The organism is Providencia sp. PROV003 (assembly GCF_045040775.1).
Taxonomy (GTDB): domain Bacteria; phylum Pseudomonadota; class Gammaproteobacteria; order Enterobacterales; family Enterobacteriaceae; genus Providencia; species Providencia huashanensis.
The window spans coordinates 2,326,745-2,341,709 of the sequence record NZ_CP096369.1 but is presented as its reverse complement, the minus strand read 5'-3'; the positions used below and the strand labels follow the sequence as shown (position 1 = coordinate 2,341,709).

At 38.0% G+C, this 14,965-nt stretch carries 11 protein-coding genes and 1 pseudogene; 6 read left to right on the top strand and 6 right to left on the bottom strand.

Translation table 11 applies throughout. The annotated features are described in order from the left end of the window. The first annotated feature begins 6 nt into the window (after positions 1-6). Positions 7-1,164, top strand: coding sequence for a DUF3800 domain-containing protein (locus tag M1F14_RS10590; RefSeq protein ID WP_181468634.1), 1,158 nt, complete (start codon positions 7-9; stop codon positions 1,162-1,164). 108 nt (positions 1,165-1,272) lie between these two features. On the opposite strand, the gene M1F14_RS10585 is transcribed toward M1F14_RS10590, so the two are convergent. Further along, positions 1,273-2,649 (bottom strand): UvrD-helicase domain-containing protein, encoded by a 1,377-nt coding sequence (locus tag M1F14_RS10585; protein WP_181468635.1) that lies wholly within the window; start codon positions 2,647-2,649, stop codon positions 1,273-1,275. After that, a complete protein-coding gene (locus M1F14_RS10580) occupies positions 2,646-4,346 on the bottom strand; it encodes an ATP-dependent endonuclease (RefSeq protein WP_181468636.1) in 1,701 nt (566 codons plus the stop codon). The genes M1F14_RS10585 and M1F14_RS10580 overlap by 4 nt, the downstream gene beginning before the upstream one ends. Positions 4,347-4,697: 351 nt before the next feature. Between M1F14_RS10580 and M1F14_RS10575 the strand changes: the two are divergent. From M1F14_RS10575 to M1F14_RS10565, 3 genes and pseudogenes are all read left to right on the top strand, one after another. Further along, positions 4,698-5,189 (top strand): annotated as a pseudogene (locus M1F14_RS10575) (integrase arm-type DNA-binding domain-containing protein); the annotation flags it as partial. 219 nt (positions 5,190-5,408) lie between these two features. Continuing rightward, complete coding sequence (locus M1F14_RS10570) at positions 5,409-9,023, top strand: DEAD/DEAH box helicase (protein WP_181468637.1); 3,615 nt, start codon at positions 5,409-5,411, stop codon at positions 9,021-9,023. 256 nt (positions 9,024-9,279) lie between these two features. Beyond that, the gene (locus M1F14_RS10565) at positions 9,280-9,897 is read left to right on the top strand and encodes a DUF1963 domain-containing protein (protein ID WP_181468638.1); all 618 of its coding nucleotides are present in this window, start codon (positions 9,280-9,282) and stop codon (positions 9,895-9,897) included. A 35-nt stretch (positions 9,898-9,932) separates the two neighbouring features. Here the strand turns inward: M1F14_RS10565 and M1F14_RS10560 are convergent, their stop codons facing one another. Continuing rightward, the gene (locus tag M1F14_RS10560; protein WP_232370490.1) at positions 9,933-10,175 is read right to left on the bottom strand and encodes a hypothetical protein; all 243 of its coding nucleotides are present in this window, start codon (positions 10,173-10,175) and stop codon (positions 9,933-9,935) included. Between the two features lie 513 nt (positions 10,176-10,688). Between M1F14_RS10560 and M1F14_RS10555 the strand changes: the two genes are divergently transcribed. Then, positions 10,689-10,868 (top strand): hypothetical protein, encoded by a 180-nt coding sequence (locus M1F14_RS10555; protein WP_232370491.1) that lies wholly within the window; start codon positions 10,689-10,691, stop codon positions 10,866-10,868. A 405-nt stretch (positions 10,869-11,273) separates the two neighbouring features. Here the strand turns inward: M1F14_RS10555 and M1F14_RS10550 are convergent, their stop codons facing one another. After that, positions 11,274-11,471 carry a hypothetical protein gene (locus M1F14_RS10550; protein WP_181468639.1) on the bottom strand — a complete coding sequence of 66 codons (198 nt, stop codon included), beginning with the start codon at positions 11,469-11,471 and terminating at the stop codon, positions 11,274-11,276. Positions 11,472-11,532: 61 nt separating this feature from the next. On the opposite strand from M1F14_RS10550, the gene M1F14_RS10545 reads away from it, so the two are divergent. Further along, positions 11,533-12,021 (top strand): inovirus Gp2 family protein, encoded by a 489-nt coding sequence (locus tag M1F14_RS10545; protein ID WP_181469344.1) that lies wholly within the window; start codon positions 11,533-11,535, stop codon positions 12,019-12,021. Positions 12,022-12,070: 49 nt separating this feature from the next. Here the strand turns inward: M1F14_RS10545 and M1F14_RS10540 are convergent, their stop codons facing one another. Next, on the bottom strand, positions 12,071-13,501 hold the full coding sequence (locus tag M1F14_RS10540; protein ID WP_232370540.1) for a DNA translocase FtsK: 1,431 nt from the start codon (positions 13,499-13,501) through the stop codon (positions 12,071-12,073). A 45-nt stretch (positions 13,502-13,546) separates the two neighbouring features. Beyond that, positions 13,547-14,479, bottom strand: a complete 933-nt coding sequence (locus M1F14_RS10535) for a hypothetical protein (RefSeq protein ID WP_181468641.1) — start codon at positions 14,477-14,479, stop codon at positions 13,547-13,549. Positions 14,480-14,965 lie beyond the last annotated feature (486 nt).

Here is a 14,965-nt window from a genome sequence, read left to right as displayed (position 1 = left end):
AAAAACATGAAATATGGTTATGTTATAAATGATGAAAAATATATCTTTTACTATGATGAGAGTAATAATATTCGAGTATTCTCAATTAAAAAAAATAATTTTAATGTCGATAACAATCCTCAAAACCCATATTCGCCAATTTTTATACTTGGAGGTATTGTAAAAAAAGAAAGTTACAGTGAAAGTGACATATCTCTTGATTTTTTTAAAAGACTACTGTCTCTCCCTGAAAATATTAATGAAATAAAATTGAAAAATATCGCAAAAGGTAATTTTTTAGAAGTCCTAAATAGTCCGAAAATATTCGAATTTTTAACATGGATGTACAATAGCAACTTCTATCTTCAATACTTTGCTGTAAATACAGTTTACTGGTCATTTGTTGACATCATAGATGATGCAATATATTACTTCATGAATAGTAAAGAAAATTATAATATTGATCGATTTTCTGTAGACCAATATAAAAATGCATTATATTTACTAATAAAAAAAGATAAAAAATCCTTCATAGAAATGATAAAAAAGTTTAATTATCCTAATATCAGTAAAGGTCAGGAGAGTTTTTTTTACCGTGAACTTCATAAGCTAGCAAGAAAAAATAACAATATTAATCTTCCAATAGAAAAACGAGAAAAAGATGAAATTAACAATAAAATTATTGGATTGACTTCATTTTTATCTAAATGTAAAAATATAAATAATGTTGATTTTACGTTTGATGATAAAACTGATATATTGATAGACTCTTTTTCAACTTTTTATATTACTCGCATAAATGGTTTTAAAAATTCAAAACATATTCTTGACAAAGAAAACACTATTGAACCGGAAATAACCAGTATCACTAAAAACTCTAATATAGGTAATGATGAAAACCCTTTCTTTGGTATTGATTTTAAATTTATTGATTCAAAAGAAAGTATCGAAATTCAAATATCCGATATCACATCAGGAATCATAAGATTATTGTTTAGTTTCATAGAAGAATCAAACCAAGAGAATATCCAAGCATTTCTAGATAGTGCAACGACCCAACAATTGAATAATTTAAAAATACTCTACAAAAATATTGAGAAATCTTATTCTGAGTGTGAAGGATTTATATTTAGAGTCCAAGTTCCTGATGATGAAATAAAAATGTCTAAATTATTTAATTCGTAAGTCATAAATGCATAAGACATAGATTGATAATCAATCTATGTCTTATATTTAAAATTAACATTTATAATTATTAATAATTAATCTTACATATTACAAGATACTACAACCTCAATAATGCTTAACAAAACCCAATTTCTCGATTGTTTTTTTTATTTTTTCCTGTTTATGCTTTATAAACAAATCATGATCTATAGCTAACACTAATCTTTTTTTAGCTCTAGTAAGGGCGACATAAATTTTTTTCCATTCTTTATTAAAAATTTCAGTTGACTTCAAATCAGTTTGAATTAAATACTTTAACAAATTAGGTGTCAATATAATCACACAAGTATCTGCGTCAAGGCCTTTTATAGAATCAATGCTTTTAACTTTAAATTGTGTATCATTCTTGTTACATGATAGACAAAAATCATATAATTGAGCAAAGTGAGTTTTCTGTAACTGAATTGAATGCCTAGAGACAAGCATATTTATGGCTTTTTTATCTCCATATTTTTGTATATCACTTATAAAATCACTAAAAGCTGCCTTTACAACTAATTCTTTATCTTTCTTATGATTAGAATCACGAATCATATCCTCAATATCTCTAGGAAATGAGTATTTTGGCTTGGTAGACGTAGAGTACTTATCTACTTTTTTATCAATACATACTATTTGATTAGTATTTATATATTGTTCAAGTAATATATAATACCTCTCATCTGTTGATTCTATATACATCAACTCACCAATAATTTCCGATAGGGATTCTTGTTGTTGTTTTTCATAACAAAATCGATTCGAAATATTCAATATTTCTTTTGGAACCCTTCTTGTTAAATTATTAATATCATGTATATGTACATATTTTTCTAACGATATTCGTTTAACAAATAAATCGAACTCTTGAGGATACTTTATCGCTTGCTTAGGATCTCCAATCATATAAATATCTATTTCATTACTACCTAATACCTCAAAAAAACGCAGAGCATCACCATCTAAATCTTGAACCTCATCAATAAATATTTTGTCAAAGCAATTTGTTAAAATATTTAAAAGTCGCCTAACTCTAGATTTTTTTACTTTAGTATTATGTTTACTTGTAGTCTCATCAACAATTTGCTTAGATATGTTATAGACTTTTTCTGCATGGATAATATTTCTTTCTTTCAATCGCTTTATTTGCCAATTTTTTAATTTAATGTCTGTAGGCAACAACATAATAGATGCATCATTGTATACATCTCCAAGCGTGAACGATGAAAATGGATACACTATTTCATTTAATAAAAAACTATGTACTGTCTGTATACAAAGGTTTGACGGAATAAAACCATATTGCTTGATTATTTCCTGCTCTATTTTTGATGTTGCAGAATTGGTGTATGTTAGTGCAAATATTTTTTTATGATTATTACATGCTTTAAAATGAGCAATCACTGATTTTGCTAATCCAAATGTTTTGCCTGCACCCGCCCCAGCAATTTGAATTTCAATCATAGTACTGCCTCAATTACCTCAGCTATATGTGCTGGTAATTTTATATCTAACGGTTTATCTTTAGCTACCATTGCATCACATACATCCAACATTCTCGCCGCTTTACCACTGATCATATAATCAGATACTTCTTTTATATTACCAGTCATACCAAACAGAGTATTTAGTAGTTCCAAGTTACCATCTGTTTCTACTAAATCAATTTCAAGCGTATAATTCCTTGTTGTCCTAACCGTAACGTTTGCATTACTCAAATCATAAGCATCATGTATTTCTTTAGCTGTATCTGAATTGTCATAATCACGAATAACGCCAATTTTCTTATTCATATTATCTTTGTTTAAAGCTAGCCATATATCTAGAAAATTAGTATATCCGCGTTGACCTATTGCAATAACTTCGACATCATTGAGTACGTTGGCTTCTTTCGACAAAAATGTGCTAATTAGCATCTCCTCTGTCGTACCTTCTACCAAAATAACCTTGTTTGCAAATAACAGTTTGAGAATGTCAAAATTTGGTCTTTTTCTTAAATAATCAACTAATTTTTCTGGTACTCCAGCTAAATTAATTGCTTTATTTCCTGTGAAAGCCAATACATTTGATATTTGTAATTTATTAATAATAGAGGGATTATGAGTAGAAATAATAGTTTGAACTAATGTACTACTATTACTAGAACTTTTCTCTATAAAATCTCTTACTAAGCGCAAGTTATTTACACTGAGGTGAGCCTCTGGCTCTTCAATACAACAAAGATTAAACGTATCACCACATGATTTATAATATGCAAAAAGAATTAGTATATAAATAAGGTTACGTTGCCCTAAACCTTTTTGATATAAAAATTCATTTCCATATCGAAGAGTGATATTTGATAATATATTTTTCAAATTAGGTAGGTTAGGTATACATTCTAGCTCCTCAACAATATCATTGTAATTATCAAAATCTGGATTATTACCAATAATTTTATCAAATGTATCTGTTTTTTCTATTGCAGTAAAAAATTCTGAATAGGCTGTATTGATCTCACTTTTGTCATCTTCACCTAACGTATTCATAAGTAATTTTGTAAAAATACTATTAGACTTCATTGAACTACTTTCAGAAAAATCATCTCTTTCAGCATTTATATTGTGAATACTAACATTTCTTAGATCACTAAAACCAATTACTTTCTCATTATTTACAGAAACAATTTGGTAGTCATATAGTTCTATTGGTAGGATGAACCAATTAACTTCATCAATAGTCTTTCCTACAAGTAGCTTTCGAGTTAGCTCAAGTATATCATTATCATTTTTAGGCTTGAACTCATATCTAATTCTATAACTCTCCTCATCTCCATCTGCTACAATCCATTTCGCTAAAAGTGCAGTTTCATAACTATTTTTAGGATCAGTAAACTCTATTGTCACTAATACTTTAGGGATCTTACTTAACTGCACTCCCTCGGATTCATCATCTATTATTGAAGCAAAAAATTCTAAAATAGAATCTTTGTTAAGATCAGAAATGTTTAAACGCTTTTGGTTAAAATCAATTTGATTACCACTAAGGGGTAACGATAACGCAGAGAAGAAATTTGTCTTGCCTGTATCGTTTTCTCCAATAACAATAGTGAGCTTCTGAAGTTGAGCTTCGAAAGAACGGAAATTGCGATAGTTACTGATCGTTACTTTTTTGATATACATAAAGTTTTCCTCAAAAGGATGCAAAACTATATATCATAACTGTACTACAAATATCCTCACGAATGTAAGCTTCCTAGCTTTGAAACATAATGGTATGACTATTTTGTTAGTAACCCATCATGTTTCATCGATTATACTCACCTATGAAAGCATGGGTTTGTGTGATAATAAATCCCATGCTACAAATCTTTTTTACAGCCAGTAACTAGCTCAGTGATGTATCAAAAATGTGATAGCTACTACTTATAGTTATACGTTTAGTTATACATAATTTCCATCAAAAACAAATTCAATTAAAATTCAATGAGTTATGCATTTAATTCAACTTACGCCAGCGCATGGAGATTTTTCATGGCAAGAAAAACTAAGCCATTAACCGATACCGAAATCAAAGCAGCTAAACCGCAGGACAAGGACTATCAGTTGTATGATGGTGATGGACTCACACTGCTAATCAAATCTAGCGGAAGCAAGTTATGGCAATTCCGTTACTACCGCCCTTATACAAAACAAAGGACCAAACAAAGTTTTGGGGCCTACCCTGCTGTCACACTTTCCGATGCTAGAAAACTTAGAGCAGAATCTCGCTCATTACTGGCGAAAGATATTGACCCTCAAGAATATCAGAAAGATCAAATAAGGAACTCTCAAGAGGCTAAAGCCAATACCTTCCAACTTGTCGCTGAACGTTGGTGGGAAGTGAAGAAATCCACCGTCACAGAAGACTACGGTAATGATATCTGGCGTTCACTTGAACGAGATGTGTTCTCTGCCATTGGTGACATCAGCGTTACTGATATCAAAGCGCATATATTGGTGCAAGCAATACAACCCGTTCAAGCTACCTGTCGATCTACTTTTTAATCAACGGGGTGCCGGTCAATTTCGGTAGTGATCTTTTGAGAACACAGATAAATGTCAACTTCCGCTATTCGCTCTAAGCGGACATCGTGTCTTCTGGTATAGCTCACTTAGGACCAACAAAGGAAGTTAACAGTTTTAGAAATCAATCTAATCAGTATAATATCTCTCAATTGATGAAATTTAGAGCAGAAGAAATAAATGACGACAAGAGAGTATTTGCAAAAATCAATTTTCGAGCTGGAAGCAATATTTGAACGGTCACACAACAACGCTAGTGAACTTGAACGACTGTTGAACGAGCTGACCTTTCGAAACACTGCTAAGGCGCGAACGCTGACGACTAAAGTCGAGCAGGTCCTAAACGCCATTAACGATTGCAGTGTAGTCTCCACGCCTGATTCCATCCCGCCAGCATTTCATTCCAATTCTGCATTCACGCAATCTTCCGAAGTTGTTGCCCACAATACACCCGAAACGACGGTACAACCAAAGCCTGAGCCTACTCCAGACACAGTAATAGGACAGCAATTCGGCAACGAGCAAATTGATCTAGGTTCATTCCCGTCTTTCACTCCGTCTGGTAAGGCGAATGATGCGCCCGCGATATTGGCTGCATGGACTGCACTCGAAGCACTGTCACCTCAAAGCTATAAGCGCCCAGAAGATATGGCATCTGGTGACCGTTCTAGGGTAGCCCTATTGGGTCAGGGTATTCCATGGGGACCAAATGCCCGCAGCAAGCCTAAACATAAGCTTTATTTCGAAGTCATCCTCGGCGCTATCGCACTCGACAAGGCGACAGACGAATTGGTCAAGGTTTTTGGTGAGGATGAGGAGCAATCAAGGCCGGATGGAAAGAAAGCAGCCATAGGCTCAATCTTGGTCGACAAGGAAGGCTTTGTACTTGAAAACAACGGCGTCGCCGTTTCCAGTTTTGCTTGGGCGCTCAAGCCAGCACTCGAGCTGAAACTTGGTAGCTTAGGGGCTTGGCCGAAAGTAGAGCGGCGCATTATCGAGCGTTTAGAGCAGATGGTTCGCCGCCATAACGAGGATGGAGAACCCATACCGGTCGATCTGGATACTATTATTAATGCTCATAGATGGCTTGTATCACAATTCAATGTGCCCGAGCATTTGGTTGAACCACCTTCATTTGTAATCAAAGTATTTCATTATTTCAAGAACAAAACACCACCTGAGCCTTCGTTGCTGAATTCTTTCTATCTCGAAGATCTTGGCGAAGCAGTAAAATTGATCGAAGCGGATAATGCAGGAATTGGTTTGCAGCGCTACATGGGAATAGGCAGACCTAACCAGAAAATCGATGTGTTGTCCCCCGTTTCCTCAGTCGAGCCGTTCGTCGCACCGTCTCTCATACCGCAGGCTCGTTGGCCTTCACAAGGTGGTCACCCATTGGTGTTGCTTCAACAGGCCGCTGTGAATGCGGCACGTGTTGAGCTGATTGATGCTCCGGGTATCATTGGTATAAATGGACCACCAGGCACAGGAAAGACAACTCTTCTTCGAGATATCGTTGTTGGTTGCATTCTTGATCGGGCCACAGCGATGGCCGCCTTCAATAAACCGCAGGACGCCTTTTCCACAACAGGAGAGAAACAAGCATTTGGCTCTAATGCTTTTCTGCACTTCTACAGGTTACATGAATCCTTGAAAGGCCATGAAATCGTCGTAGCATCCTCCAATAACAAAGCGGTCGAAAACGTCAGCAAAGAGCTTCCCCTTAAGGAAGCGAATGGACGCCATGAACAGATTGCCTACTTCCGCTCCATCAGTGACTTAATTGCAAACCCCAAACGCACAGGCTCCTTCGAGCCCGAGGATACGACTCTATCCGGTCCTATCGAGACTTGGGGATTGATTGCCGCCGCACTTGGCAATAGCAGCAATCGAGGTGCTTTCCAGCAAAATTTCTGGTGGAACGAGGATAACGGTTTTCTGACCTACTTGAAAGCTGCTCGCGGTATGAACGTCATGCGTGAAATCAAGGATGAACAAACTGATGAAATCATTGATCGAGTGATGCCTAGCGTAGTCATCAATGAGCAGCCCAGCACCAACGAAGCAGACGCCGCTGCTGCTTGGCGAAAAGCACGAACCATATTCCTTAAACTAAAGGAAACGATAGATACCGAAATCGCTAGTATCGAAAAAATGCGTCGAGATATTCAGGCACTCAAGGGGGCGACCACTGAACTTCAAAAACTGGAACAGCTTCGTCCTAGCCTAAATGAAGCCATCGAACAAACATACCAGATTGTTGAATCTGCCCATCGAGAACAGGAGAAGGCAAAGTCGCAGGCCGAATTGAACAAAACTTTGCTCGATAGCCATCTTGCTGGTCGCCCGGGTTTTCTCTCTCGCTTGTTCGGAACTGCATCCTGGAAGTCGTGGAAGTCGGTATTGCAAAATCTCTCGGCAACTTTACAGCAGTCAGCCTCACTGGAGCTGATTGTGAATGATGACCTTGAGCTTGCAAAAGCTAAGTGGAACAACGCTCAGTCCCAGTTACAGCAACTCGAACATGAAATTTCAAGTAAATGGCAAGTAGTCGAGGAATTGAAGGTAACAGCAACTCGGGCTCGAAATCTCATGGGCGACAGAGTCGTTGATGAGCAGTTCTTCGAGCGAGAGCACGAGGCTATCCACCTGACAGCGCCATGGCTTCCCGATGAAATTCATCGCCTGCGAGAGGATCTCTTCGCCGCCGCCTTGGCTGTGCATAAAGCATTCATCGATGCTTCGGCTAACCACTTACAACACAATCTTGGGTTATTGATGTCGGGCATGGTAGCTGGCGCATTTCAGTCTCCCGCTCACCGTGGACTTCTCCCTGACCTCTGGTCTAGCCTTTTCATGGTAGTACCTACAGTATCCACAACCTTTGCCTCCGTCCGGACGATGTTCGGAGATCTGCCTCCTGAAAGTATTGGCTGGCTTCTAGTCGATGAAGCGGGTCAAGCAGTTCCTCAGGCGGCAATTGGCGCTATCATGCGGGCAAAGCGTTCTATTGTGGTAGGCGATCCGTTGCAGATCCCGCCAGTGGTTTCTCTTCCCGAGAAGCTGAACGCTGCAATCTGCCAGTTCTTCGATATTGACCCGTTAGAATGGTCTGCCCCCACAGCATCTACGCAGACACTCGCGGATCAAGCATCGCGCTTCAAATCTACATTCATCACGGACGCCGGTGATCGAGAGGTTGGATTACCACTCCTTGTTCACAGGCGCTGTCAGAATCCAATGTTCGATGTCTCTAACGCTATCGCCTATTCTGGGCAGATGGTCCATGCCGTCAGGCCTAAAAAACCGGGTTCTATTGGCTCAACGTTAGGACAATCACGCTGGTTCGACGTCAATGGTGATGCCGAGACGAAATGGTGCGCCGACGAGGGAGACATGGTTGTGAAAATGCTTAAAAAATTAGCGGAATCGGGCATTACCAACCCAGATGTCTTTATCATCACACCATTCAAGATCGTAGAACAGCAAATGCGTCGGCGTCTCAACAGTGAGACAAGTCTGCTGAAGGCGTTAGGTGTAAAGTTGGATGAGTGGAGCCGTGATCGTGTAGGCACTATTCATACGTTCCAAGGCCGAGAAGCAGACACGGTTATCCTGCTGCTGGGTGCTCCGAAAGCCAGTCAGCAAAGGGCTCGTCAGTGGGCAGCTAGCCCGCCAAACATTATTAATGTAGCCGTCTCACGGGCTAAGCAAAACCTATATGTGGTTGGTTCAGCTGTTGCATGGGCTGGAGCAGGAACTAGCCTGCAAGTCCTGCAACGACAATTAGCATAATCAGCCTGACAATATACGAGTTAGTATTCAATAATGGATGCCAACTCGTAACTAATCTTCAACTTACGTCAGTAACGGGCTAAACGCTCTGTGTTAGAAGAGGCAATCCAGAAGTTCGTGCTTCTGTTAGGAAGTAATTACGAGATATAGTAAAAATAGCGCTATTTTAGAAACTAAAAAATATCTGCATACGCAAGGCTAATCCAAGAGTGAACTAGTTTTAGAAGAACTAAGATCTAAATTACGTCCTGCATCGGTGGCACAGGTAGGTGGTTTTCGCCCTACAGCAGACCCCATTACATCTTGGTTTTTGAAAGGGGTTGCTCTACCAGGTGAAGGATTACCAGCCTGGAAAGGACTGCCGATGTTTCCACTTCTTCAGATTCGTGTAGATGAGCTTCCCATGATCCCTGAACAATTGAAGGACATTGCACTTCTGGTGCTCTACCACAATATGGAAAGCCACCCATTTGATAAACCTCATGGAGAAGGTTGGCTAATACGAGAATATACCACCCTCGAGGGACTAGAGTTATTGCCTGCAATAGACACACCGTACCGTGCATTTCCGGTTCGATGGTTGCATGTCAATGATGATACTCCGGGATGGGAGGATGCCTGGGATATTGTTGACCTTTCCGACGTAAACGAGGATGAGGAAGCAAGTGACTGCTTCTTTGATGATTTTAACCGATATAGAGGAACCAAAGTCGGAGGCTATCCAATGGAGATACAACATGGTGCGGGAATTCAAGATTTTGTCTTTCAGGTGGGATCAGAGGAAAAAGTAAACTGGATGTGGGCAGATAATGGTATCGGTTACTTTCACAAGTCACCAGAGGGGGTCTGGACATTTTCATGTCAGTTTTATTAGAAGTACAACGTCAGATCTTTGCTCAAAACCTAAACTCACCAGAGCCAACATCGCTTAGATTTTTGCCAGCTTCCTTCCCAGAGGTCAAAACGCTTGAGTTGTTCAAGCTTGTGCAGAACGACATCCTCACCCACGGATGAGAGAGTTCTCTCCGGAATTGAAATACCAAAAAAGCCTTCAGCGATTGGAAAAATCTCACATTCTGATGTCAGTGATCCCAGCGTTTTTTCTATCTTCTTAAGATCTGCTTTTACTATTAGTTGGAATCCCATTAGCATTTAAACTCCATAATGGCTACATGTTCAAGTTCTTGTCTGACCTGAGCTTGGACTTGGTCAGAGATTGATTGTCCTCTGATGTCATAAATGATCCGGCAAGTTCGAATGTGCGGTGGGAGCTGCGTGAGTCCCCAGGATATTCTAGCAAGATTGTACGCAATACTAAGCTTTATCGATTCCGGGGATGCCAAGCTGTGGTTGGCGACAAGGATAAACTCGCCGAGCTCTTCATTTATAAATTCTGGGGTAAACATCACACCTCCCTTTTCTTATCTTCATCGATTTATATCAATTGAATACTATCATTACAATTAGTTTTCATAGCAACAATCTTGATCGAGCAACTATGTACACACATCGCTCTCGGCGGTTTCTGATTTAATAAACTGGCCCTCTTTATGAAACGAACGTAAGTAACATCATTTCAAATGGTTGCCTATCTTTTGAATTGTTTACAGTAACAAGTGATTGTGTAAAATCAAGGCAAAAACCAACTGTATAGAGGGCTGTTTGATGAGTTGCAAACAATGCCAAGAACTCTGTGTTAAATATGTAATACGCGAACCTGAACAAGTACGTTCTGCAATCCGGATTGCAGAGCGTACACTAAATGAAGAAATTCTGGTTGAAACTAAATCAGCTGATGATTGGAATCAATATAGCTTCCGTGAATGTGTCGAAAAGATGATATAGGGTGATATCGTTAATTATCATTTTATATGTAAGCATTGCGGAACTCAATTCGTATTAGCCGCTGAAGCCTATCATGGCAGTGGTGGTTATTGGTCGCCCGAGAATGAAAAGCCATCGTCTATAATTGACTAATTTTCATTCTATATAGTACAAAGCTAATCGGTGTTATATCTAAGTAAGTTTATTTATAGAATGCTGTTTTGAAGTCAATATGTTTACTATTATCTTCAAGTTATCACCAGTTCAATAAGATGCAGTAATACAATGAAAAATAGGATAATAAATGCAGGACCTAACAGAATTAATTGATCAACAGAGATCTGGATGGCATTTTGTGGAGCATTTAGATTCAATGAATTGCCATAATTCTTCAGCTATTTCATCTACAGCTTCTTGACGACTTTTTCAGAACTTACCTTCCGACATATGTTTATCGAGTAACCGGATAGATTCCATTCGGAAAATTTTAGTTAGTTTAGCAATCGCATCTCCCCCTTTGGATGAAATTCTCTTGCGTTTTGTACGATTTATTCTTTCCACCTTCACAAGATCACGATAGATATTGATTGAATTAACCCCTGAAAGAAGACGGATGGCACTCATAAAAGCATCAATAGATATCTTTGTATCTGTTTTCCAAAAGTGATTAGCACAAGCTGCATAAATACCAATAACCCAACGTTTCCCTTATTTAGATGGAAGTCCTATATCCCGATTTACTGATTCCTTAAAGGCTAAACTTAAGCACGATCAACACCGTAAAAAGCTTCAAGGTAAACGTACTTTTGAAAACAACATGCGTTATATGTGGGTAAAAGAAATTGCAACCGCGACACTCCCTCACTACCATGTATTTTTAGTCTTCAATAAAGACGCATACTACCACTTAGGGGACTACAATTTGTTCGAGCCTAGTTTACGGACCATGATCACCACAGCTTGGTACAATGCATTACAACTCGAATTCGATCCTTCTTTTGATACAGGCACATTAGTACACTACCCAGAAAACTGCCGATATTGCTTAAATAAACTTTCATCATCATTTTCTGACGATTACCAATTAGTCATGAAACGATTAAGTTATTTAGCAAAAGAATATTCCAAGCAGTACAGCCCTGTCCGTCGTAGTTTAGGGCGTAGTCAGTATTGATATTTGTGGTGACCTTAGGGCCACCTATACAACATATAGATATTAGTGACTACTCATACGGTGGAGCTAATACCTCACGATTACCATTGTGGTCTTGTTCACTAACTATGCCTTGTAATTCTAGCTGCTCTACAATCATTGCGGCTCTGTTATAACCGATCCGGAACTGCCGCTGGATCCCTGAAATAGAAACGCGCTGTTTTTCTACAACATACTCAGTTGCTTGATCAAATAATGGGTCAAGTTCTTCCTCTACCACATCTCCATTCTGGGCATCCCCATAAAAATTAAGATAACTCGCGCTTCCCCATCGTTTACAATAATCGACTGTATCCCTAATATCTGAATCACTCACATAAGTACCTTGAATCCTAGTCGGTTCAGATAAATTCGGTGATGCGAATAGCATATCCCCCAAACCAAATAGTGATTCTGCACCATACTGATCAAGGATTAAATTAGAGTCAGCTCTAGATGATACAGAAAGAGCAATACGCGTAGGGATATTAATTCGAAGCTGTGAACCGATACTGGTGGATAAAGGACTACGAGTCGTTAGTATTAGATGAATACCAACGGCATGACCTTGCTGGCTCAATAGAACCAACATTTCCCCTACTTGTTTATACTCACCAATAAGTTGAACGTAATCATCAACACAAACAACAATTTCAGGCTCATAACCTAAATAAGGATGCTCACTATAATTCTCATTTGGACGCCAGAATGGATCAGGTATAGGCCTACCTAACTCTTTCGCATTTGATATTACCTTATTGTATCCACTCAAATTACGTTGATTTAATGCTCCAAATAATTTTTGTCTACGCCTTGACTCATTAACCAAAAACGTTAATGGCTTTATTGATTCAACGGGATCAGAAGCGGAAGGAAATAATAAGTGGGGTATATCGTTGTATAAACTGAGTTCAAGCTGGCTTGTATCAAACATCACAAAGCGAACTTTATCCGGCGAGTTTCTGTATAAAATGCTCATTACCAAGGAATGCATTAACATTGACTTGCCTGAGCGCGTCACGCCTGCAATAAGTAAATGTGGCATTTGAGCTAGATCCCAGCCAACTGGGTCCCCTATAATATCTTCTCCTAACATGACGGAAAGGGAAGATAATCTATTGTTTCCGCTCCATAAATTAAAGCAGTCAACAAAAGGTACTACTCGACGATATGTGTTAGTGACTCGTAATCCGATGTAAGGTGTACCCGCTATAAAATCAATAACTTTTATATCAACGACACTCAAGGAACGACACAATTCTGACACTAACGCTGTCACTTGAGAGGCTTTTATACCTCTGCCCAGTTCGATTCTAAAGAGTGTAAATGTTGCACCTTCATCATAACCGACAACCTCACCTTTTATTTGGTATTGCAAAAAGCAAGATTCAATCGCTTGGGCCATTGAGTCTAATTCTTGAGGTGACCAGCAAAGTTCAGAGGTATAAATAAATGGTTGCATCACCGCTCTCTCCTAAACATGAAACAACCAGAAATACTAAAGGCGTTATTCACTTAGCTTTGTCAGTTGTTTTTCATTCGATACCCAAAATTTTAGATTTTTATAAATAAGATGACGCCAAGGTTCTCCTCTTGGGCACTTAGGTTTACCAATAATAATAAGCTCATCTCCCTCTTGTAAGTTATTAAAATAATCATCTGTATGTGCATTTAATGACGGTACATAATGTATTACTTGGTCTTCAGCCGAATGGACAATGTACTTGTCCCCTTTGACCGTATAAAAATTTGAGCTATCAGTATCTATGTGTTTGCTTGTTTCCTTCACGGTAAAAGCAATAGCGACGGGATGCTCAATTCCATCCCCTTTTTTATGCAAAATAGGATATCGACTTTCATCATAAAAAAAATTATTCCATTTAATTTTTTTGCCATTAAATTCGATAACGACAAGTTCAGATAACAGCTTTTTATCTGAACTCTCTTCTATTCTTTCCCAAATTTTTGCTATTCCTGCTGCTGAGTTAAAATAATTAGAAAGCCTTCTCTCGGATACTTTATACTCTCGACTTTTACGCTCCCGGATTTCACTATCACATTCATCTTCATACGCTTTTTTTGCTCGTTTGAAATCTGATTCAGCCTCTAACAATACATTCATCCGAAATGTGAATGTACCTTGATCTGAAAGAAAAATATCTTTGGTATCTTCAATATTTGTAGACTTTGCAACCAATACTTCTACCGCCGTTCTAACATTATTTTTGCATGAAGCAGAATGTTCTTGATTAGGGCCTAAGCGTAAATATGGCGATATCGTTCTACCTAAACGCACAAACGAGTCTACCCAAATCACATTCGCATCGCAATACTCGCAAATAAGCCCATCTTTACTGTCTTTTGTAATCGCAGAAATAGAAACCAATTGATCATCGTTTTTAGATTGCCTAGCAAAAAACATTTTTAAACCTTTTGCCATACCATCTCCCCAATCTGTTTATTGATAATAAGGTAAAAATATCCTTATCATCACACGTATACAGCAACAAAAATCAGATAAAAATAATGAGTTAATTATTTATGTCACAATAAAAAAGAGTTTATTATAAAATAATAAGTATTATTGTGTATGTCGAATAGTAAACACCCTACATTCATTAAATTTAAATTCTGTATAAACCGAAAATCCAGTTCTAATCACTAATAAATACCCATCACGGAATTAAAAGCTGATATTAAATTTTATTTACCAAAAAATGCGATTCCGTCTTATTGCCCTTCTTGTCAATTTATGTAAATGTTAACAGTAAATTTAACTTAAGATAACATTCTCAATGAAAGTAAGTTGTTCCCTTTATTCGGTACTTTAAGCTCACCTTTAATTAAATTAGCAACGGATTTGTGGACTCATTAGTAAGGATGCCCCTATATGCATTTCATCGCTGGCACCACCTTAATTCATTGA